Raw genomic sequence first — 20,382 nt, forward strand, 5'->3', positions numbered from 1 at the left:
GCCCAGAGAAATTTTCATGCGCATTTTCACCGCATCGCTTGCGACAGAAACCAATACATTCTCGCCGGTTCCGACCGACAGGGCCTCGTTCGAGATGGCATTCTACGCAGCACCCGGCAAGCATCCAGATACGCCGACATTATGCTCTTCGCCCATCGTGGCATTGCGCAAGCGCGCAGCGGCGGAAGGATTGACGGTCATCGAAGGCACCGCCACATGGGCGGAACCGGGCGGCCTGCTCCAACGGCAAGCTTTCGAGGAACTGCGTAATGAAATTCTGGATCAGTTGAAGGCCGCTCTGCCTGTCGATGCAGTTGTTCTCGGTCTGCATGGCGCCATGGTCGCGCAAGGCTATGACGATTGCGAGGGCGATCTTCTGGAACGCGTGCGCGCCATCGTCGGGCCCGATATTCTGGTCGCCAGCGAGTTCGATCCGCACAGCCACCTCACCCCGAAGCGGGTCGAAAACCTTAATATTTTCGCATCCTTCCTCGAATTTCCTCACACGGATTTCTACGAACGCGGCGAGCATGTGGTCGATCTCGCGCTGGATGCGCTGAAAGGCCGGATCAGCCCGGTCATTTCCACCTTCGACTGCCGAATGATCGGCGTCTATCCGACAAGCAAGGAGCCGATGCGCTCCTTCGTCGACCGCATAAAGGCGATGCAGGGCAAGGAGGGCGTCCTGTCCATTTCCGTCATTCATGGCTTCATGGCTGCCGATGTGCCGGAAATGGGAACCCACATTCTTGTCGTCACCGACAATGACCCGGCGAAGGGCAAATCCCTTGCGGAAAAACTCGGGCGTGAACTTATCGCCTTGCGCGAGCAGACCCTGATGACCATGTTCGACACCGATCAGGGCATCGACCGGGCGCTGGCCGCCCATGCAGCCAATCCTGCCAAACCTGCGGTGATCGCCGATGTATGGGACAATCCCGGCGGCGGTGTCGCCGGCGACGGAACCTATGTTCTTCGCCGCCTGATCGAACGGCGTATCGATAATGTCGGCGTTGCCACGATCTGGGACCCCATTGCCGTGACATTCTGCCATGCGGCGGGCGAAGGTGCGTTAATCAATCTGCGTTTCGGCGGCAAATCCGGTCCGCTTGGCGGTGAACCCATCGATGCCCGCGTTACTGTCCTGAAAACCCTCGCCGAAGGCTGGCAGAGTTTTGGGCCAAGCCGCGTGACGCTTGGACCTTCGGCAGTGGTGCGGATTGAAGGCACCGAGATCGACATCATTCTCAACACCAACCGGACGCAGACATTCGAGCCGGATATCTTTTCCAATATCGGCATCGACCCGATGAAGAAGGACATATTGGTGGTCAAGTCCACCAATCATTTCCACGCGGGTTTTGTGCCGATCGCAGCCGAGATCATCTATGTCGCGGCACCCAGCTCCTATCCGAGCAATCCGCGCACGACCAATTATCGTAAGCTCACCCGTGCTATCTGGCCGCGTGTTGAAAATCCGTGGTGAACAAACGAAAAAGCGCGGGCGTTACCCGCGCTTTTTTGATCAGAACGTCGATCTGATCAAAATCAGTTCGAAACGCAGTCTAATGAGCCAGATAGGTCGAGATAATCGGCACGTAAGTGACGAGCGCCAGCAGGATGAACAGCGCCATATACATGCTGAACGCCTGGCGGGTGAAATCTCCGACCCTTACCTTGGCGATGTTGCAGACCATCAGCATGACAGTACCGACCGGCGGCGTCAGCGTGCCAATCGAAAGATTGACGATGACGACGATGCCGAAATGTACCGGATCGATGCCCAGAGCCTTTACCGTTGGCATCAGGAGCGGAACCAGAACGATCATCAGGGCGGTACCCTCGATCAGCGCTCCGAGGATCAGCAGGATCACGTTGACTGCCAGCAGGAACGCATAAGGGTTGCTGGTGAAGGACGAGATCAGCTGCATCAGCGACTGGCCGGCCTGTTCGAGCGAAAACACCCATGCGAGCGCTGACGACGCCATGATGACGAGCATGACGGAGGCGGTCGATTTCGCCGTTTCTATCAGCGAATCCACCACATGCGAGATGCGCATTTCGCGATAGATCACAAAACCGATGATCAGAACCAGCGTCACGGCAACAGCACCGGCTTCCGTCGGCGTGAAGATGTTCATGCGGATACCGCCGATGATCGCAAACAGCAACAGGACAGCAGGCCATGCCGAGGCAAGCGTCGAGACGACTTCGGCGCCGCTCATCCGCTTTTCACGGCTCGGCTTGTAGCCGCGCTTTACCGACGTGATATAGGCCGCGATCATCAGGATGATGGCACCCAGGATGCCCGGCACGACACCAGCCATGAACATCTTGCCGATGGAAACATCCGCAATCAGACCATAGATGATGAGCGCGATGCCCGGAGGAATGATCGGCGTAATCAGCGAACCGGCAGCCGTTACCGCGCAGGAAAATGCCTTGTCATAGCCACGCTTGACCATTTCCGGCACCATCATGCGGGTAAGCATGGCACTGTCGGCCAGATTGGACGCGCTGACGCCGCCCATCAGGGTTGAAACCATGATGTTGGTGAGCGCCATGCCACCGCGCATGCGACCGACCAGAATTTCCGCGACCTTAATCAGACGTTCTGCAATACCGGTATGCGCCATCACCGTGCCAAGCATGATGAAGAACGGAATGGCGAGCAGCGATGTGTTTTGAGCCGGGCTGATGAAGCGCTGGACTGCAATCGCTATCGGCATCTGGTTGAAGAACGTAAAATAGGTGAAGACCGCAATCAGGATGGCCACGTAGAGGCGCATATTGAGCGCGATCAGCGCCAGCATGATGAGAACGATAGTCGTAAGATTCATGCCTTGCCTCCCGCAAAAGCGGCGCGCAAGGATTTGAATGCGCCTGCAAACATATAAAGGGCGATAATACCGAAGCCGACCGGCACGGCGATATCGATCCAGTAGTAGGAAACGCGCAGCACGTCGGTCACTTTAAGCTGTGCCGCCACCGACAGCTTGTAGCCGGCATAGGACACGTAGAGCAGAAACAGCCCCGACAGGATGGCAACGACAGCGTTGATGATCTCGCGCAGCTTTTCCGAAAACAGCTCAACAAGCATCGGAATGGCAAGATGCTGGTTGCTGCGTTCCGCGGCAACGCTACCGAGCATCACGATCCAGATCATCAGCAGGCCAGCCATTTCCTCGGTCCATTGCAATGGCTGGTGCATCCAGTAACGCATGACAACGGCGATGTTGAACATCGCCAGCAGGATGAACAGCGGCACGGCAGCCAGCCATTCGATCAGTTTTTCAAACAATTTCATCGGATTGAATTCCATGAGCAGACCATGCCGCGGCAAAGCCGCGACATGGCGATATCCGAAAAGGATGGATCAGTTCAGTTCGGCTTTGATCTTGTCATAAAGACCAGGCGACCATTCCGGGAACTGGGTGTAGACCTTCTCTGCAAGAGCCTTGAAGGGAGCGCGGTCGACATCGATGACTTCGACTCCGGCTTCCTTCATCTTTTCGATCATTTCATTGTCTTTTTCGATCGTCAGCTTCTGGCTGTAGAGACCCGCATCATAAGCGGATTCATGGATCATCTTGAGCTGATCTTCCGGCAGCGTGGAAAAGAAGGCTTCGCCGCCCACGATGAGCGCCACGTTGGTCAGATAGCCGACCTTGCTCAGATATTTGGCTTCTTCCTGGAATTTCTGGCCGTACAGAACAGAAATCGGGTTCTCCACACCATCGATCACGCCCTGCGCGAGCGCCGGGAAGGTTTCTCCGAGCGGCATCGGGGTCGGCGTAGCGCCCATTGCCTCGAAGGTCTTGATCTGCATGACATTGTTCGGCACGCGGATCTTCATGCCCTTCAGGTCTTCAGGCGTGCGGATCGGCTTCTTGGAAATGATCTGGCGAATGCCATAGAGATAGTTCGGCATTACGATATGAATGCCCTTCTTCTTCAGCTCTTCGCTCTTTTCCTTGAACCATGGCCCGTCATAGACCTTGAAAAGCTGCGCCGGATCGTCGGTCAGGAACGGACCATAGAGCACGCCGAGATCAGGATCATACTCGGCAAGAAAGCCCACGTCGGAAATGGTCACGACATTGAGGCCCATCATGGCCTGCTCGGTCACGTCCTTCTTGGAGCCAAGCTGCGAGCTTGGATAAAGTTCGAGCGTGATCTCGCCGTTGCTGCGCTTGGCAAGATCGTCTTTCCAGTAATGCATTACCTCATCGAAAGGCTCGCCGGGGTTGTTTTCATAGGCAACCTTGATCGACACATTGGCAGCGTATGCAGCCATGCTTCCTGCCAGCAGCATGCTGGCGGCGATCATGCCGGTAACGAGTTTCTTCATCAGTATCCTCCCGTATGGGGTCATTAAACAATGGCCTTTTGGCCGGTTTCCTCCACTAGCGTCCGGCACCGTCCATGCGGCCCGGACATTTGCTTCGATTTCAGTCGCGTTCGATGATGATCTTCAAGACATTGCGGTCGCCGTCCCAGTAGGGAAGCGCCGCTTCAGCTTCATCGAACGGAAATATTTTGGAGATCAGCTTGTCGGCATCCGCTCCGAGCTTTTCCAGATGGGCGATGACAGCCTCGAAATCCGCGAGCGTCGCATTGCGCGATCCCATGATGTCGAGTTCCTTCAGGTTGAAGAACTGCGTCTGGTAGGTGACTGGGGCCTTGGAATAGCCGACATAAACCACCCTGCCCGCGAAGCCCGCCAGATCGACGGCCTGCGTGAAAGTGATCGGTAGGCCGACCGCTTCAAAAGCAACGTCCACGCCGTCATCGTCTGTCAGTTCCTGAACCTTCGCGACAACGTCCTCGCCGCCCGGAAGCGCATGCGTGGCGCCGAATTGCAGCGCCAGTTCGCGCTTTTCAGCACTTGGATCGATGGCGATGACCTTGGCGCCACGGGCGACTGCGCCGAGCAGCACGCCCATGCCGATCATGCCGCAGCCGAGAACAGCGACCGTGTCGCCTGCCTGGACCCGTCCGCGCTCGACGGCATGGAAGCCGACCGAAAGCGGCTCGACCAGTGCCAGATGACGCGGTTCCAGCGTATCGTTGAGGATCAGCTTTTCGGCAGCCAGCACGATCTGGTCGGCCAGACCGCCATTCTGCTGCACGCCAAGCGTCTTGTTATAACGGCACGCATTGAGCCGGCCCTTGCGGCAGGACGAACATTCACCGCAATTCGTGTAAGGCAGCACGATCACCCGCTTGCCGCTGGCGTAGGCGGCGCTGACGCCCGCGCCTGCTTCAATGATCTCGCCGCCGATCTCGTGCCCCGGAATACGCGGCAGCTGCACCAGCGGATTAAGCCCCTTGAAAGTGTTCAGGTCGCTGCCGCAGAGCCCAACATGCCGTACCCGCACTCGGACATGACCCGCCAGCAACGGCGCTTCGTCGATTTCTGCAAAACGGGTAACGTTTTCGCTCTCGATACGCAGAGCTTTGACCATCGAATTATTCCTGTCAGTCGTCATTGAATAAAGGGCTATGAAACGGGGGATCAGGTTACGGCGCCGACCTGCCACGGCACGAATTCGTTGTCGCCATAGTCATAGACTTCGCTCAACGTCTTCTCGCCTGATGCGACCGCGATGATATGTTCGAAGATGCGCGTACCGGACTGCTCGATGGTCTCATCGCCGGTGACGATACCGCCGCAATTGATGTCCATGTCTTCCTTCATGTGCTCGTACATTTCGGAATTCGTGGCGATCTTGATGCAGGGTGAAGGCTTGAAGCCGGATACCGAACCGCGACCCGTGGTGAAGCAGATCACATTGCAGCCACCGGCCACCTGCCCGGTCACGGCAACGGGGTCATAACCCGGCGTGTCCATGAACACGAAGCCGGGTTCAGTCACGGTTTCAGCGAATTCATAGACGGCCTTGAGCGGCATGGAGCCACCCTTGGCAACCGCACCCAGCGACTTTTCCAGAATGGTGGTGAGACCGCCGAGCTTGTTGCCATGGGATGGGTTGTTGTTGAGTTCGTCGCCATTGCGCGCGGTGTAGTCACGCCACCAGTCGATGCGCTGCAACAGCTTTTCCGCCACCGCTGGCGTTACTGCGCGGCGCGTCAGAAGATGTTCGGCACCGTAGATTTCCGGCGTCTCCGACAGGACGGTCGTGCCGCCATTGCGCACGATAAGGTCCGAGGCATAGCCCAATGCCGGATTGGCGGAGATGCCGGAATAACCGTCCGAGCCGCCGCATTCCAGCGCCACTTTTAACTTCGACAGAGGCTGTCTGGTGCGTACCGCGGAATTGACCAAAGGCAGCATTTCCTTGATCTCGGCAATCGCATGATCGATGGTCTTGCGCGTGCCGCCATGCTGCTGGATCGTCATGGTGCGCAGGCGCGAGCCTTCTTCCATGCGATAATGTTCGAGGATCGGCGCAATCTGGTTGGTTTCGCAGCCAAGCCCGATCAGCAATATTCCCCCGAAATTCGGATGCTTGGCATAGCCCTGAATGGTGCGCGTCAAAAGGCGATAGCCTTCCGACTTTGTGTTGAGCGCGCAACCGCTGCCATGCGTCAGCGCGACGACGCCATCAACGTTGTCGAAACCGTCGAGCCCGCCCATGCGATTGAAATAATCGGCGATGTAGCGCGACACCGTGGCAGAGCAGTTGACTGACGAAATCACGCCGATGAAATTGCGCGTGCCGACGCCGCCAGCGCCACGGTCGAAGCCCATGAAATGGCGGCGTTCCGCCTCCGGCAGCATGCCGCGTTCCTCAATATCGATGGAGAACTGATGCTCGTGTTCGGAGGGCAGCATGGCGAGGTTCTGCAAATGCACGTGCTCGCCCTGCGCAATGTCCTTCGTCGCAACGCCGATCACCTGCCCGTATTTCAGGACTTCCTTGCCTTCCGGAATATCGCGAACGGCAACCTTGTGCCCACGTCCGATCAGTTCGCGGGCCTTGATCCCCTCAAGGCCGATCGGATCGCCAGCGCGAACCGAAACGCGCGCCACCGCAACATCATCCGCAGGATGCAGCAAAATTACCGGCGCAACCGCTGTAGCAACGGAATCATTCATGTGTCTGACCTCACTCCCAAATCGCCCCGGCTAATCACTCGCTGGGTTCATTATCCATCCAACGCTGCTTGGATCGGTCCAGATGCGTTCGCATCGCTGCTTGCGCCTGAAGCGGATCCTTCGCCTCAAGCGCCGCATAGATCGCCTCGTGCTCGGCCAGAGCCAGAGCCCATGTATCGTTATCCTCGAAGCGCGTTCTGATATGCGACGTCAGCGGACTATGCCGCTCGTCGAAAAGGTCGCGCACGATGCGCACCAGCACGGAGTTCCCCGATTGCTCGGCGATGAGCAGATGAAACTGCCTGTCGAGTTCAATGGCCTTGCGCCCGGCATCGACATTCACCTTCATGGCGTCAATCGTTGCGCGCAGTTCGGCCAGGCTTTCAGGCGTCATGCGCGCACAGGCCATGACAACCACGCTGCCCTCGACCATTTCGCGCGCCTGCATGATTTCGAGCGGGCTCTCGCCGATGGAAGCTCCTTGTGAAAGCGAACGCTTTTCCGACTCTGCCGTGACATAGATGCCGGAACCCATGCGGATTTCGACATTGCCGGCGATTTCGAGCGCAATCAGCGCTTCGCGCAGCGAAGGCCGCGACACACCGAGCTGCTGTGCCAGCTCGCGCTCAGCCGGAAGCCTGCTGCCAGCAGGAAACTGGCCGTCCTGAATGAGGTTTCTCACCCGGTCTGCAATCTGCTGATAAAGCCTGCGCGGTTCCGCGGTCGCCGTAAAGTCGCTCATGATGCTCCCAATTCGCCTCTCCTCGAATTGGCCTTACCATATTAGCAAGCGAAACGAAGCGCAATATACGCAGAAACTCAAAGAATTGCGGCAAATTGCACATTTCCACATCTGCGCTGAAATCATTCGGCCCTTAAATCTTCCCACTGGCTTGACCAATTTACCCTGCATCGCTTAGTTAAAACCACTGATTTATGGGAGAAGGTCATGCACGAAAAGCCAGCGATCCTGCAGTTTGGCACCAGTCGTTTTCTGTTGGCTCATGCCGATTTCTTTGTTTCGGAGGCGCTTGCCGAGGGCAAAGCCATCGGGACAATCGCCGTCGTGCAGACTACTTCAAATCCGCAGAGCAGCCAGCGGATCGCAGCCCTGAACGAAGCCCGCAGCTATCCGGTAATGATCCGCGGACTGGCTGATGGGAAACCCTTTGAGAAGGAATATCAGGCGCAAGGCGTCACCACCGCCTATTCCGCCCATCAAGACTGGCCTGCGATTCTCGACCTTGGCACCAGTGTCGATGTGATTCTTTCCAATACCGGGGACAAGGGTTTTGAGCTCGACAAGAGCGATGACAGTTCGCTTCTTGCCAATCCGGAAGCTTTACCGAAGAGCTTTCCGGCCAAGCTTCTGGTGCTTCTGCATCACCGCTGGCAGCACAATCCCGATGCGCCGCTGTCGGTATTTCCCTGCGAGCTGATCTCGCGCAATGGCGACAAGCTACGCTCTATCCTGATCGATCTCGCCCATGACTGGAAACTGCCGGACAGTTTCGTGCAATGGCTCGAAACCCGCTGCGTCTTCGCCAACAGCCTTGTTGATCGTATCGTCTCAGAACCCATCGAGCCGATCGGCGCCGTCGCCGAACCCTATGCGCTGTGGGCAATCGAGGAGGCCGATGGCCTGACGCTGCCTTGCGAACACAAAGATATCGTCCTCACCGACGATCTTGCACGCTATGAGCATCTGAAGCTCTATCTGCTCAACCTTGGCCATACATTCATCGCAGAACAATGGCTGAAGGGCGGTCGCCCGAAAGACGAGATAGTGCTGGAAGCCATGCAGGACGAAACGATCCGGCGTGAACTGGAAACGGTCTGGCGTGAGGAAGTCCTGCCGGTTTTCGCTGCGGACGGGCTTGGAGACCAGGCGGCGGCTTATATGGATTCTGTGCGGGAACGGTTTCTTAACCCCTTCCTCAAGCACCGTATCGCAGACATTGCTTCCAACCACGAGGAGAAGAAGCGCCGCCGCTTCGCGCCGGTTATCGATCGCGCGTCGGAACTCGGTCTCGACCTGGAGCAGCCACGCCTGAAAGCGGCTGTGGCCTCCTGAAACTACGCGTCGTGCTTTCCGAAAATCGGATTCGATTTTCGGGCCGATGCTGCCAGCCATTCGTTCAGCTCGACTTCGGCGCGTTCAAGCGCGCTGTAGTTCAGCAGTTTGCGCAAAAGCGCGACCGTTACCGCGCGCGCCCGCAGATTGAAACGCCCCTCATCCGGCTCGCTCTTCTCCTGATACACCCCAAGTTTTTCATAGAGTTGCTGCAATCTGTTCTGGACACTTCTCAATGACAGATTGCGGCGGCGCGCAATGACGCGATCCGTAAGCCCCAGCGCGATATCGATCAGAATCTCATATTCGCTTTCGCTGAAACCGCTGGCATGACCAAGGCTCTTTTGCTGGAGGCCGCGCACCTCACGGTCGATGACGCATTGGGCTTCGACGAAGATGCTGCGCAATGCCAGCCGCAGCTTGTCGTCCGATGCGGACTTCAAAACATAGCCGTAAGCCGCCCCTTCCGGCACGATGCGCGACACGCCGCGCACATAGGCTTCGTCGGCATAGTTCGACCAGAACAATATGCGCGTTTCGGGATTTTCCTTCCAGATGGTGCGCGCGGCTTCGATGCCGTTGCGCCCGTTCATCTGCAAATCCATGACGATATGGGCGGCCCTGTGCTGGCGCGCGAGTTTCTCGCCCGTCGACCCGTTTTCAGCTTCCAGCACATCGCTGCATTCCGGCAGCGCCGCCCGCACGGCCTCGCCGAGATAGGCGCGGTGCAACGGATCATCTTCCACGATCAGAACATGCATTTTATCCTCCGCCCTCCCGGCACATTTCCGCAGGCAGGTGAATCGTCACACTGGTGCCGCCGCCTTCCCCGTTTTTCCTGATAGCGAAACTCGCAGAAATCAACCGCGCGCGTGTGCGCATATTGTCGATCCCATGCCCAACGTCGGGACGCTGCGTATGGCGATCCATACCGATGCCGTTGTCCGCCACTTCAACATGCAGGCGACCGCCCTTGTTGCGGAACGCGACGCGCAACCGGCTTGCATGAGCATGACGGATTGCATTGTTGATTGCCTCCTGCACGATGCGAAACAGCGAGGTCGCGACCGTTTCTTCCAGCCGATCCGCCATGCCGCCGCTGCTGTCATCCAGCGTCCATTCGACGGACGATCCGCTGTCGCGCACCGAACGGCCCAGATGGTTTTCCGTCGCCTGCACGAAACCGAACAGCTGGAGGATCGAAGGCTTCGCTTCTTCAATGATTTGCCGAAGATCGTGCATGCAATGCTGGAGCCCCCGAAACAGCGGCTCGAGCTGCTCGCCGGAGAGGTCCGGGGCATGGGTGAGCCGCTCCACATGGCGCGCCAGTCGTGTCAGATCGGCGAGCGTCTGGTCGTGCAGGTCCATGCCGATGCGGTGGCGCTCGATTTCCAGCGCTTCCGTCAGTTTAAGCGCGCCGAAGCGCAAGCCTTCCTCCCGCGCTCGCGCTTCCGCTTCCACAATGGCGGACCGCTTGGCCTGCTCCGCCGCACGGATCGCGAAGAAATACGGGGTAAGCAGATCGGCAATCGACTGGGCATTTTCCACGTCCCGCATGGTGTAGCAGGCGGGAGTGAGACTGGAACAGCTGAGCGCGCCGATAATATCGCCCTGCGCCTTTAGCGGCACATGCAGGCGGCCCTTCAGATCGTGCTCGATAATGGGTCTGGAGAAAGCACCCGTAAAATGAAAGCGCGGATCGGTGCGCGCATCGTCAGTGAGAAGATGATCGGCCTCGCCGGAAAGCACAGTTCGAATGGGACTGCCGGAAAGCGGTGCGGGCGGATTGCGGCTCCAGTCCGTCGATATGCCGCTCTCATAGGCGATATGAAACTTGCCATCGAGCGTCTTGATGCAGACGTCCAGATGGTCATAGGGCACGATATGCGTGATCTCCGCCGCCACCGCCCGGATGATGGAATCGAAGTCGAGTTGTCCCGCCAGCAATCTGGAAATATTCAGATAGTGGTCGAGCAACCTTTGGGGGGCGAGTTCAAGCAAGCGTCTCTCCTCCAGAACGCAAACTGCTCATGAAGCTATAATACGCCGCGACATCCTCGGCGCGTCTTGCGGGTTTCCGCAATTTTGCTGCGGGAACCCGCAAGTCAGTTGCTTCAATGGGCCTTCACAGAAGGCTTCTCTTCTTTCATCCTCGCTTCACCAGAAAATTGCCCGCGATACAAGAGTGAAAAATCGCATCAGGCGCGGACTGGTGCCGTTGAGGAGCGGCGGTGCGGGAGGCTCGCGCCACAATCAATTCAGACGATCCGAAGTGCCGGGGCGCTGCGGGTCGCATACTGGCAACTGGGAGGAATGAATGAAACTCGCAAAAATCCTTTTCGCATCCGCAGCACTGGCAGGCGTATTGGCCGCAGGCAGCGCAATGGCCGACACATCATCGAAGAAGATCGCATTCTCGAACAATTATGCTGGCAACTCGTGGCGTCAGGCCATGCTGGAAAGCTGGGACAAGATCACCAAGGAAGCCGTGAAGGCCGGCGTGGTGGCTGCTGCCGACCCGTTCACGACGGCTGAAAACCAGGCGACCGAACAGGCCGCGCAGATCCAGAACATGATCCTGCAGGGTTATGACGCCATCGTCATCAATGCCGCCTCGCCAACCGCCTTGAATGGCGCGATCAAGGAAGCCTGCGATGCGGGCATCACGGTCGTTTCCTTCGACGGCATCGTGACCGAGCCTTGCGCATGGCGCATTGCGGTCGATTTCAAGGCGATGGGTGAAGGACAGATCGACTATCTTGCCAAGCGCCTCCCGGATGGCGGCAACCTGCTCGAAATTCGCGGCCTTGCCGGTGTTTCCGTCGATGACAATATCCATGCCGGCATCGAAGAAGGCGTGAAGAAACATCCGAAATTCAAGATCGTCGGTTCCGTCAATGGCGACTGGGCCGCAGACGTCGCACAGCGTGCCGTCGCGGGCATTCTCCCAAGCCTGCCGAAAATCGATGCGGTCGTGACGCAGGGTGGCGACGGTTACGGCGCTGCGCAGGCTTTCGCCGCCGCCAAGCGCGAAACGCCGATCATCATCATGGGCAATCGTGAGGACGAACTGCAGTGGTGGAAACAGCAGAAGGACACCAACGGCTACGAAACCATGTCGGTTTCGATTGCGCCCGGCGTATCCACGCTTGCTTTCTGGGTTGCCCAGCAGATTCTCGACGGCAAGGACGTGAAGAAGGACCTTGTGGTTCCGTTCCTCAGCGTCAGCCAGGAATCGCTCGACAAGGACCTTGCCAACACCCAGAAGGGTGGCGTCGCGAATGTCGAATATTCGCTTGAAGACGCGCAGAAGGTCATCGACGCCGCGAAATAAGCAGCGCGTTGCATCATCAGACGATTGGGGCGGGTTTCGTTCCCGCCCTTTTCCGTCACCTCTATTCAGCATTTCCAGCAGTCAGATGAACGTATGACAGAAGCAGCAGAGAAACGAGAGGTCGTCGCCGCGCGCAATATCCGCGTGCAGTTCGGTGCGGTGAAAGCACTGGATGGCGCCGAACTCGTGATCCGCGAAGGCGAGTGTGTCGGGCTTGTGGGGCACAATGGCGCGGGCAAATCCACCATCGTCAATGTCATCAATGGCGGGCTGTCGCCGCACGAAGGCAGCGTTTCCTATCACGGCGAAGCGGGACATGGCGTGGCGATGGCACGCAAGCACGGTGTGCGCTGCGTGTTTCAGGAACTGTCGCTGTTCCCCAACCTGACGATTGCCGAGAATGTCCGCATCATGCAACGCGACCTCGAAGGCGCGAACTGGCGCGGCAAGGCCGTTGAACTGATTTCCAAAAAGCTCAACGAGATTTTTCCGGGCCACAAGATCGACAGCAGCGCGACCATCGACGAACTGTCGATTGCCGAGCGGCAGATGGTGGAAATCGCAATCAACTTCACCGCTCCCGGCACTGCACCAAAACTGGTCATTCTCGACGAGCCGACCTCATCGCTCGATGCAGGCATTGCCGCGCAACTGATGGCCTATGTGCGTCGCTTCGTTGAAACCGGCGGTGCCGTTATCCTCATTTCGCACATGCTGGGCGAAATTCTCTCCACCTCCGACCGCATCGTGGTGATGAAGGACGGCAAGGTCGTCGCCAATCGCGCCGCCAGCGAATTTACCAATCGCAGCCTCGTCGAAGCCATGGGCAGCGTGGAGCGCGAGAAAGCGGCGCGCCGCGTCGCAAAGACGGATGCCACCGGCTCACCCGTTCTGTCCTTCGCAAAGCGCGCCTCCGACATAAAGCCGTTTCAGGCTTTCAAGGGCGAAGTCATCGGCCTCGCCGGTCTGGCAGGGCACGGACAGACCAGGATGCTGCTCGACCTTTACTATGCGCGGCGCCCCAATTGGATACCGGCCCGGACCTGCGAGATCGCCTTCGTCGCAGGCGACCGCAGCCTCAACGGCACTTTTCCGCTGTGGAGCATCCTGCACAATCTCACGGTCAGTTCGCTCGACCGGCTTTCGTCGCTGAAACTCGTCGACCAGACAAGGGAAGACGCGCTCGGCGGAGAATGGAAGGACCGCATCCAGATACGCACGCCTGATATGGGCAACCGCATCCTGTCACTGTCGGGCGGCAACCAGCAGAAAGTGCTGTTCGCCCGCGCTCTGGCAACCAGCGCGCATACGATCCTGATGGACGATCCGATGCGTGGCGTCGATGTCGGCACCAAGCAGGAAGTCTATGAAATTCTGCGCCATGAGGCGGAAAACGGGCGCACATTCGTCTGGTATTCTACCGAAATGGACGAAATCGAACTTTGCGACCGCGTCTATGTTTTCCGCGACGGTGCTATCGTTGCTGAACTGACCGGCGAAGACATTACGGAAAAGAACGTGCTTGCCGCATCATTCGAGGGAGGTCACGAATAATGCGCCTCTCCTCTTCCACCATCCGCCTGCTGACGCCGGTGTTCTCGCTGGTCCTGCTTCTGGCCGCCGTCTTCTACATGCAGCCGCGTGCCATGAGCTACACCGGGCTGAACCTCCTGTTCAATCTTGCCGTCCCGATCGCACTGGCAACCATCGCCCAGATGCTGATCATGGCCGTCAACGACCTCGATCTTTCGATGGGCACCTTCGTGAGCTTCGTGGTCTGCGTCGCCGCCACCTATCTTCACACCGCTCCCATCATCGGAGTGTTGATCCTCGCCGCCGCTATTGCGGCTTATGCGGCGCTCGGCGCGCTGATCCATCTGCGCAACCTGCCATCCATCGTCGTCACGCTGGGCATGAGCTTCGTCTGGGGCGGCTTCGCAGTCCTTCTGCTGCCATCGCCGGGCGGCCAGGCTCCCGACTGGGCGCGGTGGATCATGACCGCCAAGCCGCCTTTCATGCCGATGGCTATTGTCGCCAGCATTCTGATTGCGCTGGTCACGCATTTCATCGTGATGCGGTCGACCTTCGGCGTGCTGATGCGCGGCGCGGGCGGCAACACGCGCTCCATCGAGCGCGCCGGCTGGTCTGTCACCACGATCCGCGCCGGAACCTATGCGCTGGCTGCTTTCTTCGCGGTGCTTGCAGGTATTGCGCTGGTGGGCCTCACCACATCGGCGGACGCCAATATCGCGCTACGTTATACGCTTCTCTCCATCGCAGGCGTCATTCTGGGCGGCGGTGAATTCGTCGGCGGGCGCGTCTCGCCCATCGGCGCTGTCATCGGCGCGCTCACACTGACGCTTGCAGGATCGTTCCTCTCCTTTATGCGCATTTCACCGGATTGGCAGATCGGAGCGCAAGGCGGCATTCTCATCGTGGTGCTGGCCCTGCGCCTCTTCCTCAACCGCCTCGAAAAGAGGGAGAAAAAGCAATGAACGGTCTCGCCCTGCTTACCAGCCGCCCATGGATATGGTCGTTCATCGCGACCGTCGTCGTGTGGATCATCACCATTCTTTTCACCGGAGGCGCAGGCGCGCACGGGCTTTCCCACGCTGCCTTCACCTTTGCATCCTTCTCGGTGATCGTCGGCCTCGGCCAAATGTTCGTCATCACGCTCGGCCCGGGCAATATCGATCTGTCGGTGCCTGCCAACATGACGCTCGCCGCAACGCTGGCGCTGAAGCTGATGGATTCCCAGGAGGGAATGATCCTCGCCGGGCTCGCCGTGGCGCTGCTCATCGGCCTTGCCATCGGCATCTGCAATTATGCGCTGATCAAGCTCCTGCGCATTCCGCCCATCATCGCCACCTTGTCGATGAGCTTCCTGATCCAATCAACCGCCATCTGGAGCAATCGCGGCCTGCGCGTAAAACCGCCGGAAAGCCTGGCACAGTTTACCACAGCCTCGACCTTCGGCATTCCCAATGTCGCCATCGTGGCTCTGATCCTGTCGGTCATTGGCTGGGTACTCCTGAAAAAGAGCATCTACGGGCGCTGGATTTCTGCAATCGGCCAGAATCCTTTCGCGGCGCGCATGGCCGGAATCCCTGTCGATGGCACGCGCTTCATCACCTATCTGCTCTGCGCCGTTCTGGCCTCGCTCTGCGGCTTCCTGCTTGCCTGTTTCTCGGGCGGCGCGGCGCTGAACATGGGGGCGGAATATCTCCTGATGTCGATTGCTGTCGTCATCATCGGCGGTACAGCGGTTGCCGGTGGCGATTCCAACATCCCCGGCATCTGGGGCGCGGCCCTGTTCATGTTCCTCATCGTCTCGATGCTCAACACTTATGGTTTCGGCGCCGGTGTCCGCCTCGTCCTGACCGGGCTCACCATCATTGCGGTGATCATCCTCGCCAGTGGCCGTCGGGCTACGCGATAGTTTTTCCGGAGTAATTTTCCTTGCTACAGACTGTTTCGATTTACGAAATCCACGACGAACGTTTCAAGCAGATGATCGTGCCGAGCGCCGATCTGGACGAGCTTTATTGCGGCTGTCGCTGGGCGGAAGGTCCGGTGTGGTTCGGTGACCAGAACTGCCTTTTGTGGAGCGACATTCCCAACCAGCGCATTCTGCGCTGGGTGCCAGAAGGCGGCGTTTCCGTATTCCGCCAGCCATCCAATTTCTCAAACGGCAATACGCGCGACCGCGAAGGACGCCTCGTCACCTGCGAGCATGGGGGCCGGCGCGTCACCCGTACCGAACCGGACGGCAGCATCACCGTGCTTGCCGAGAGCTACCAGGGCAAGAAGCTCAATGCCCCCAATGATGTGATTGTGCGTTCAGACGGAACCGTCTGGTTCACCGATCCGACATACGGCATCATGGCCGATTATGAAGGCTACAAGGCCCTACCCGAACAGCCGACACGCAACGTCTATCGCCTTGACCCGAAAACGGGCGAACTCGATGCGATCATCACCGATTTCCATCAGCCGAACGGCCTTGCCTTCTCCCCTGACGAAACCAGGCTCTATGTTGCCGACAGCGCCTACAGCCACGACGAGAACGCACCGCGCCACATCCGCGTCTTCGACGTTGTGGATGGCGGCAAACGCGTCACCGGCGGCACGGTCTTCTGCACCATCGATAATGGCTTGCCGGACGGTTTCCGCTTCGATACGGACGGCAACCTGTGGACCAGCGCCGGCGACGGCGTGCACTGTTTCTCCCCGGAAGGCACGCTCCTCGGCAAGCTCAGAACGCCGCAGACAGTCGCAAACGTGACTTTTGGCGGCCCGCGCCGCAACCGGCTTTTCATCGCCGCCACGAAGTCGCTTTATGCGGTCTATCTCACCGTCACCGGTGCTCAATATCCCTGAAAAAAATTACGGCGGCTTTCCAGAATGAAAAGCCGCCGCTCATTATAAATAGAGTAATTCATTGAAATAACTGCATTTGCCGCACGCCCGTTAATGCGGGCGTGCCAATATTGTTTCTTGATCCAAAACGGATCTTTCCGGCCGAAAGCCAGAGAGACCCGCATATCAGGACCGAGAATGACGGAACAAATCAAAGAATGATCTCTTCTGTCCTTCTGCAATGCACCTGGAGACAAGGCTACGCCTGCCACTCGGTGCATATGCCCTGATGCGCTGAGGCTTTATAACGCCATCGTCAACGCCATGAAAACAGATTGTCAATAAATACAGTCAATTTACTGTGATTAAATTGAATAAAACGTGCAACTTATCATAATGTTAGTATTATTTTATAAGTATCTATATTAGCAATTTCTATTTTATAATCCTACTTGTTACCATATTTATTAGGATATCCACATGAAGCAGGATAATGACCGTCGCGGACTGCTGTTCAATCCTCTCACCCCCGTCAAGCCGAATATCTGAGTTTCACAGAACGTCGGTCCGGCGCTCGATAGCGGATATGGCACCCGTCGATGCCCGTGTGCTCGACGTCGACTTCTATGCCGAAGACCTCGGCGATGCGCTCTGCCCGCAACACCTCGCGGGGCGTGCCCAGCGCGACGAGGTTTCCGCGGTCCATGACCGCGATACGGTCGCAGAACATCGCGGCGTGGTTGAGGTCGTGCAAGGCAGCCACGACCGTCAGCTTCTGCCGGCTGACAAGATCGAGCAGCCCGATCTGGTGTCCGATATCGAGATGATTGGTCGGCTCGTCCAGCAGCAATATCCGTGGTTCCTGCGCCAGAGCGCGGGCTATGTGCAGTCGCTGTCGCTCCCCACCCGAAAGCGTGTGCCAGTAGCGGTCGGCCAGATGCGCCATATCGACATTTGCCAGCGCCTGATCAACGATTGCATCATCTTCCGCCGACCATGGCGACAGCGCGCCCAGATAGGGCGTCCGCCCCAGCTCCACCGCCTGACGCGCCGTGATGCGTTCCGTGGTGCCCGCCTGCTGCTCGACCAGCGCCATCCGGCGTGCGATCTCGCGACGGCTGAAGCTGCCGATGGGCGCGCCGCAAAGGTTCACTTCGCCGACGCGGCACCGGCGCACGCCAGACAGCAGGGACAGAAAACTGGTCTTTCCCGATCCGTTCGGCCCGATGATGCCAAGAAATTCACCTTCCGCCACGTTTAGCGAAATATTGCGCAAAATCTCGACATTGCCCGCCGACCAGCCGACATTGCGTGCTGAAAGGATCATGACGACGCCCTTCTTTGTCCGAGCAAGAGGGCGAAGGCGGGCGCACCGAACAAAGCCGTGATGACGCCAATCGGAAGCACCTGCCCCGGAATGATTATGCGCGACAGGATATCGGCAACGATCATGAAGATTGCTCCAATCAGAGCCGCCGCAGGCAACAGCCTGCCGTGCCGAACCCCGACCACCATTCGGGCGGCATGGGGAATGACGAGCCCGATGAAGCCGACAGAGCCGACGATGGATACCATGACCGCCGTCATCATGGCGCTGACGCCGATCAGCACCGCATAGACGCGCCGTACCGGTATGCCGAGCGAAGCTGCGGATTCCGTTCCGAAGGTAAAGGCATCCAGCGCCCGTGAATGCCACAGGCAGATGGCAAGGCCCACCAGACAGGCAGGCAGGGCAAGGATGACGTCCGGCCAGCGCACGCCCGAAAGATTGCCCAAAAGCCAGAACATGATGCCGCGTGCCTGTTCTGCATTTGCAGCCTTGGTGACGATGAATGATGTCAGCGCATTGAAAAGCTGTGAACCGGCAATGCCGGCGAGGATGATCGCGCTGCTGTCCCGCCCTGCCCGCAGCGCCAGCAGGGAAACAAGGCAGAAGGCAACGATGGCTCCGATGAAAGCGCCCAGCGAAAGCGATAGCACACCAGCGCCGATGCCCAGAATGGCGACGCCGACAGCCCCGGTCGAAGCACCCGCAGAAATTCCAAGAATGTAAGGATCGGCAAGTGAATTTCGCAGCAGCGATTGCAGGATGACGCCGGATATTGCGAGCGACGCGCCGCAACATGCGGCGATGACGGCCCGGCTGAGGCGATAACTCCAGACGATGCCCTCATCGATGGGTTCGAGCGCATATCCGGCGTTCCACACCCGGTTGGCCACGGTCTTGGCAACCACGTCGAGCGGTATCGCCGTTTCGCCTATCGCAGCCCCAAGCCAAAGGGCGACAAGAAGCAGGACAAGCGAAAAGACCAGGAAAGACACGCCGGAGCGTGCCCTTCCCTTGTGTTTCAAGCCCGTTGCTGTTGCCCGCGCCGTCACTTGTCGAGGTCCGAGGCGGCAATATCGGCGGCAAGCGTTTCGATGCCCTCGATCACGCGAAGCGATGTGCTCATCGATTGCGCATCCATGTCGAAGACATGCTTGTCCTTCACCGCAGGCATCAGCTTCGTGACAGCATCATTGTCGAGGAACTGGCGCTTGACGGCAATGTCATCAGCCGGATAGCGGCGGCGATCCAGCTTTGCGGCAACGATCATCGACGGGTTCGATTTCGCGATCGTCTCCCATCCGACTGTCGGCCATTCTTCCTCGCTGTCGATCACATTCCTGATGCCGAGCGCCGAAAGAATATAGGCCGGCGCACCGAACTTACCCGCTACATAGGGGTCAGCGTCAACCTGTGCGCTGGAGAACCAGACGACTGCAGAAAGATTTTCGCCTTTGGACGAAATTTTCTCACGCGCCGCTGCTTCGCGGGCCTTCAGGTCGGCGACGAGTTTCTCGCCACGGTCCTGCACGTTGAAGATTTCCGCCAGTTCGGTGATTTCCTGATAGACGATATCCATCTTGAACGCCGCAGTGCGAACGCCGTCGCCGCCACCGGAATTATCCTTGCCGACGCAATCGGATGGCGACGTGTAGGCCGGAATGCCAAGCTCCTCGAATTGTTCCGGCTTTGCCACAATGCCCGTGGGGCCTACATGCCACTGAAAATCAGCCGTCACGATTTCCGGCTTTTCCGCCAGAACGCTTTCAAAGCTCGGATCGTTATCGGCGAGCCGCTTTACCTTGGCGTTGGCCTCCTCGAAACCCTTGAGGACAGGGCCGAACCAGACCGCTGTCCCGACGAGCTTGTCGCCGAGACCGAGGCTATAGAGAATTTCTGCGCTGCTCTGGCCAACCGCGACGGCGCGGCTTGGTGCCTGCTTGAAGGTGACATCACGGCCGCAGTTTTTCAGCGTCAGCGGATATTGCGTTTCTGCTGCCCGTGCAGCCGGACCGCTTGCCAGAAATGCGACCGCGCAGAGGGCGGCACGAAACGGCGTATTGCCTGGAATTTTCATAGGAATCCCCGAAAATGATAAGAGAAACGAGCCCTGTCAGGCGGCGGAAAAAATCCGGCGCGAAAGACGGACAGGCATATCCGGGGACATGTCGAAATCATGCGATGACGATGGAAGGAAGCGTCCTGCGACGCGGAAAACTGTCATA

At 58.3% G+C, this 20,382-nt stretch carries 19 protein-coding genes; 7 read left to right on the forward strand and 12 right to left on the reverse strand.

The genetic code is table 11. From position 1 onward, the window contains the following. The first annotated feature begins 16 nt into the window (after positions 1–16). Positions 17–1,486, forward strand: a complete 1,470-nt coding sequence (locus JNC63_RS16575; protein ID WP_063621108.1) for a M81 family metallopeptidase — start codon at positions 17–19, stop codon at positions 1,484–1,486. Between the two features lie 79 nt (positions 1,487–1,565). Here the strand turns inward: JNC63_RS16575 and JNC63_RS16580 are convergent, their stop codons facing one another. The 6 genes from JNC63_RS16580 to JNC63_RS16605 form a co-directional block, all read right to left on the reverse strand. After that, positions 1,566–2,840 carry a TRAP transporter large permease gene (locus tag JNC63_RS16580; RefSeq protein WP_006469159.1) on the reverse strand — a complete coding sequence of 425 codons (1,275 nt, stop codon included), beginning with the start codon at positions 2,838–2,840 and terminating at the stop codon, positions 1,566–1,568. Then, positions 2,837–3,307 carry a TRAP transporter small permease gene (locus JNC63_RS16585; RefSeq protein WP_241083937.1) on the reverse strand — a complete coding sequence of 157 codons (471 nt, stop codon included), beginning with the start codon at positions 3,305–3,307 and terminating at the stop codon, positions 2,837–2,839. The genes JNC63_RS16580 and JNC63_RS16585 overlap by 4 nt, the downstream gene beginning before the upstream one ends. A 69-nt stretch (positions 3,308–3,376) precedes the next feature. Beyond that, complete coding sequence (locus tag JNC63_RS16590; protein WP_006471979.1) at positions 3,377–4,351, reverse strand: C4-dicarboxylate TRAP transporter substrate-binding protein; 975 nt, start codon at positions 4,349–4,351, stop codon at positions 3,377–3,379. Positions 4,352–4,451: 100 nt separating this feature from the next. Beyond that, the gene (locus JNC63_RS16595) at positions 4,452–5,468 is read right to left on the reverse strand and encodes a zinc-binding alcohol dehydrogenase family protein (protein ID WP_063621112.1); all 1,017 of its coding nucleotides are present in this window, start codon (positions 5,466–5,468) and stop codon (positions 4,452–4,454) included. Positions 5,469–5,518: 50 nt separating this feature from the next. Further along, positions 5,519–7,063: a D-arabinonate dehydratase gene (locus JNC63_RS16600; protein WP_006469163.1), complete on the reverse strand. Its 1,545-nt coding sequence runs from the start codon at positions 7,061–7,063 to the stop codon at positions 5,519–5,521. 34 nt (positions 7,064–7,097) lie between these two features. After that, on the reverse strand, positions 7,098–7,805 hold the full coding sequence (locus JNC63_RS16605) for a FadR/GntR family transcriptional regulator (RefSeq protein ID WP_006469164.1): 708 nt from the start codon (positions 7,803–7,805) through the stop codon (positions 7,098–7,100). A gap of 207 nt (positions 7,806–8,012) precedes the next feature. On the opposite strand from JNC63_RS16605, the gene JNC63_RS16610 reads away from it, so the two are divergent. Beyond that, positions 8,013–9,137, forward strand: a complete 1,125-nt coding sequence (locus JNC63_RS16610; RefSeq protein WP_063621114.1) for a mannitol dehydrogenase family protein — start codon at positions 8,013–8,015, stop codon at positions 9,135–9,137. A gap of 2 nt (positions 9,138–9,139) precedes the next feature. Here the strand turns inward: JNC63_RS16610 and JNC63_RS16615 are convergent, their stop codons facing one another. Both JNC63_RS16615 and JNC63_RS16620 read right to left on the reverse strand, forming a co-directional pair. Beyond that, positions 9,140–9,898 carry a response regulator transcription factor gene (locus JNC63_RS16615; protein WP_063621116.1) on the reverse strand — a complete coding sequence of 253 codons (759 nt, stop codon included), beginning with the start codon at positions 9,896–9,898 and terminating at the stop codon, positions 9,140–9,142. 1 nt (position 9,899) lies between these two features. After that, complete coding sequence (locus tag JNC63_RS16620) at positions 9,900–11,138, reverse strand: GAF domain-containing sensor histidine kinase (RefSeq protein WP_063621118.1); 1,239 nt, start codon at positions 11,136–11,138, stop codon at positions 9,900–9,902. 316 nt (positions 11,139–11,454) lie between these two features. Between JNC63_RS16620 and JNC63_RS16625 the strand changes: the two genes are divergently transcribed. From JNC63_RS16625 to JNC63_RS16645, 5 genes are all read left to right on the forward strand, one after another. Next, positions 11,455–12,471, forward strand: a complete 1,017-nt coding sequence (locus JNC63_RS16625) for an ABC transporter substrate-binding protein (protein WP_063621120.1) — start codon at positions 11,455–11,457, stop codon at positions 12,469–12,471. A 93-nt stretch (positions 12,472–12,564) separates the two neighbouring features. Next, positions 12,565–14,025: an ATP-binding cassette domain-containing protein gene (locus JNC63_RS16630; RefSeq protein ID WP_063621122.1), complete on the forward strand. Its 1,461-nt coding sequence runs from the start codon at positions 12,565–12,567 to the stop codon at positions 14,023–14,025. Further along, complete coding sequence (locus JNC63_RS16635) at positions 14,025–14,966, forward strand: ABC transporter permease (RefSeq protein WP_063621124.1); 942 nt, start codon at positions 14,025–14,027, stop codon at positions 14,964–14,966. The genes JNC63_RS16630 and JNC63_RS16635 overlap by 1 nt, the downstream gene beginning before the upstream one ends. Then, on the forward strand, positions 14,963–15,910 hold the full coding sequence (locus tag JNC63_RS16640) for an ABC transporter permease (protein ID WP_063621126.1): 948 nt from the start codon (positions 14,963–14,965) through the stop codon (positions 15,908–15,910). Before JNC63_RS16635 ends, JNC63_RS16640 begins: the two co-directional genes overlap by 4 nt. 71 nt (positions 15,911–15,981) lie before the next feature. After that, a complete protein-coding gene (locus JNC63_RS16645; RefSeq protein ID WP_063621175.1) occupies positions 15,982–16,851 on the forward strand; it encodes an SMP-30/gluconolactonase/LRE family protein in 870 nt (289 codons plus the stop codon). Here the strand turns inward: JNC63_RS16645 and JNC63_RS16650 are convergent. The 4 genes from JNC63_RS16650 to JNC63_RS16665 all read right to left on the reverse strand — a co-directional run bounded on the left by JNC63_RS16650 (position 16,839) and on the right by JNC63_RS16665 (position 20,234). Further along, positions 16,839–17,102: a hypothetical protein gene (locus JNC63_RS16650; RefSeq protein ID WP_138725209.1), complete on the reverse strand. Its 264-nt coding sequence runs from the start codon at positions 17,100–17,102 to the stop codon at positions 16,839–16,841. The genes JNC63_RS16645 and JNC63_RS16650 overlap by 13 nt on opposite strands. A gap of 260 nt (positions 17,103–17,362) precedes the next feature. Next, entirely contained in the window at positions 17,363–18,157 is a 795-nt protein-coding gene (locus tag JNC63_RS16655) for an ABC transporter ATP-binding protein (RefSeq protein ID WP_063621128.1), read from the reverse strand. Then, positions 18,154–19,209, reverse strand: a complete 1,056-nt coding sequence (locus tag JNC63_RS16660; RefSeq protein WP_100652645.1) for a FecCD family ABC transporter permease — start codon at positions 19,207–19,209, stop codon at positions 18,154–18,156. Before JNC63_RS16660 ends, JNC63_RS16655 begins: the two co-directional genes overlap by 4 nt. Next, positions 19,206–20,234 carry an ABC transporter substrate-binding protein gene (locus JNC63_RS16665; protein WP_063621132.1) on the reverse strand — a complete coding sequence of 343 codons (1,029 nt, stop codon included), beginning with the start codon at positions 20,232–20,234 and terminating at the stop codon, positions 19,206–19,208. Before JNC63_RS16665 ends, JNC63_RS16660 begins: the two co-directional genes overlap by 4 nt. Between the last annotated feature and the right edge of the window lie 148 nt (positions 20,235–20,382).

It is taken from the genome of Brucella ciceri (assembly GCF_041930145.1).
GTDB lineage: Bacteria > Pseudomonadota > Alphaproteobacteria > Rhizobiales > Rhizobiaceae > Brucella > Brucella intermedia.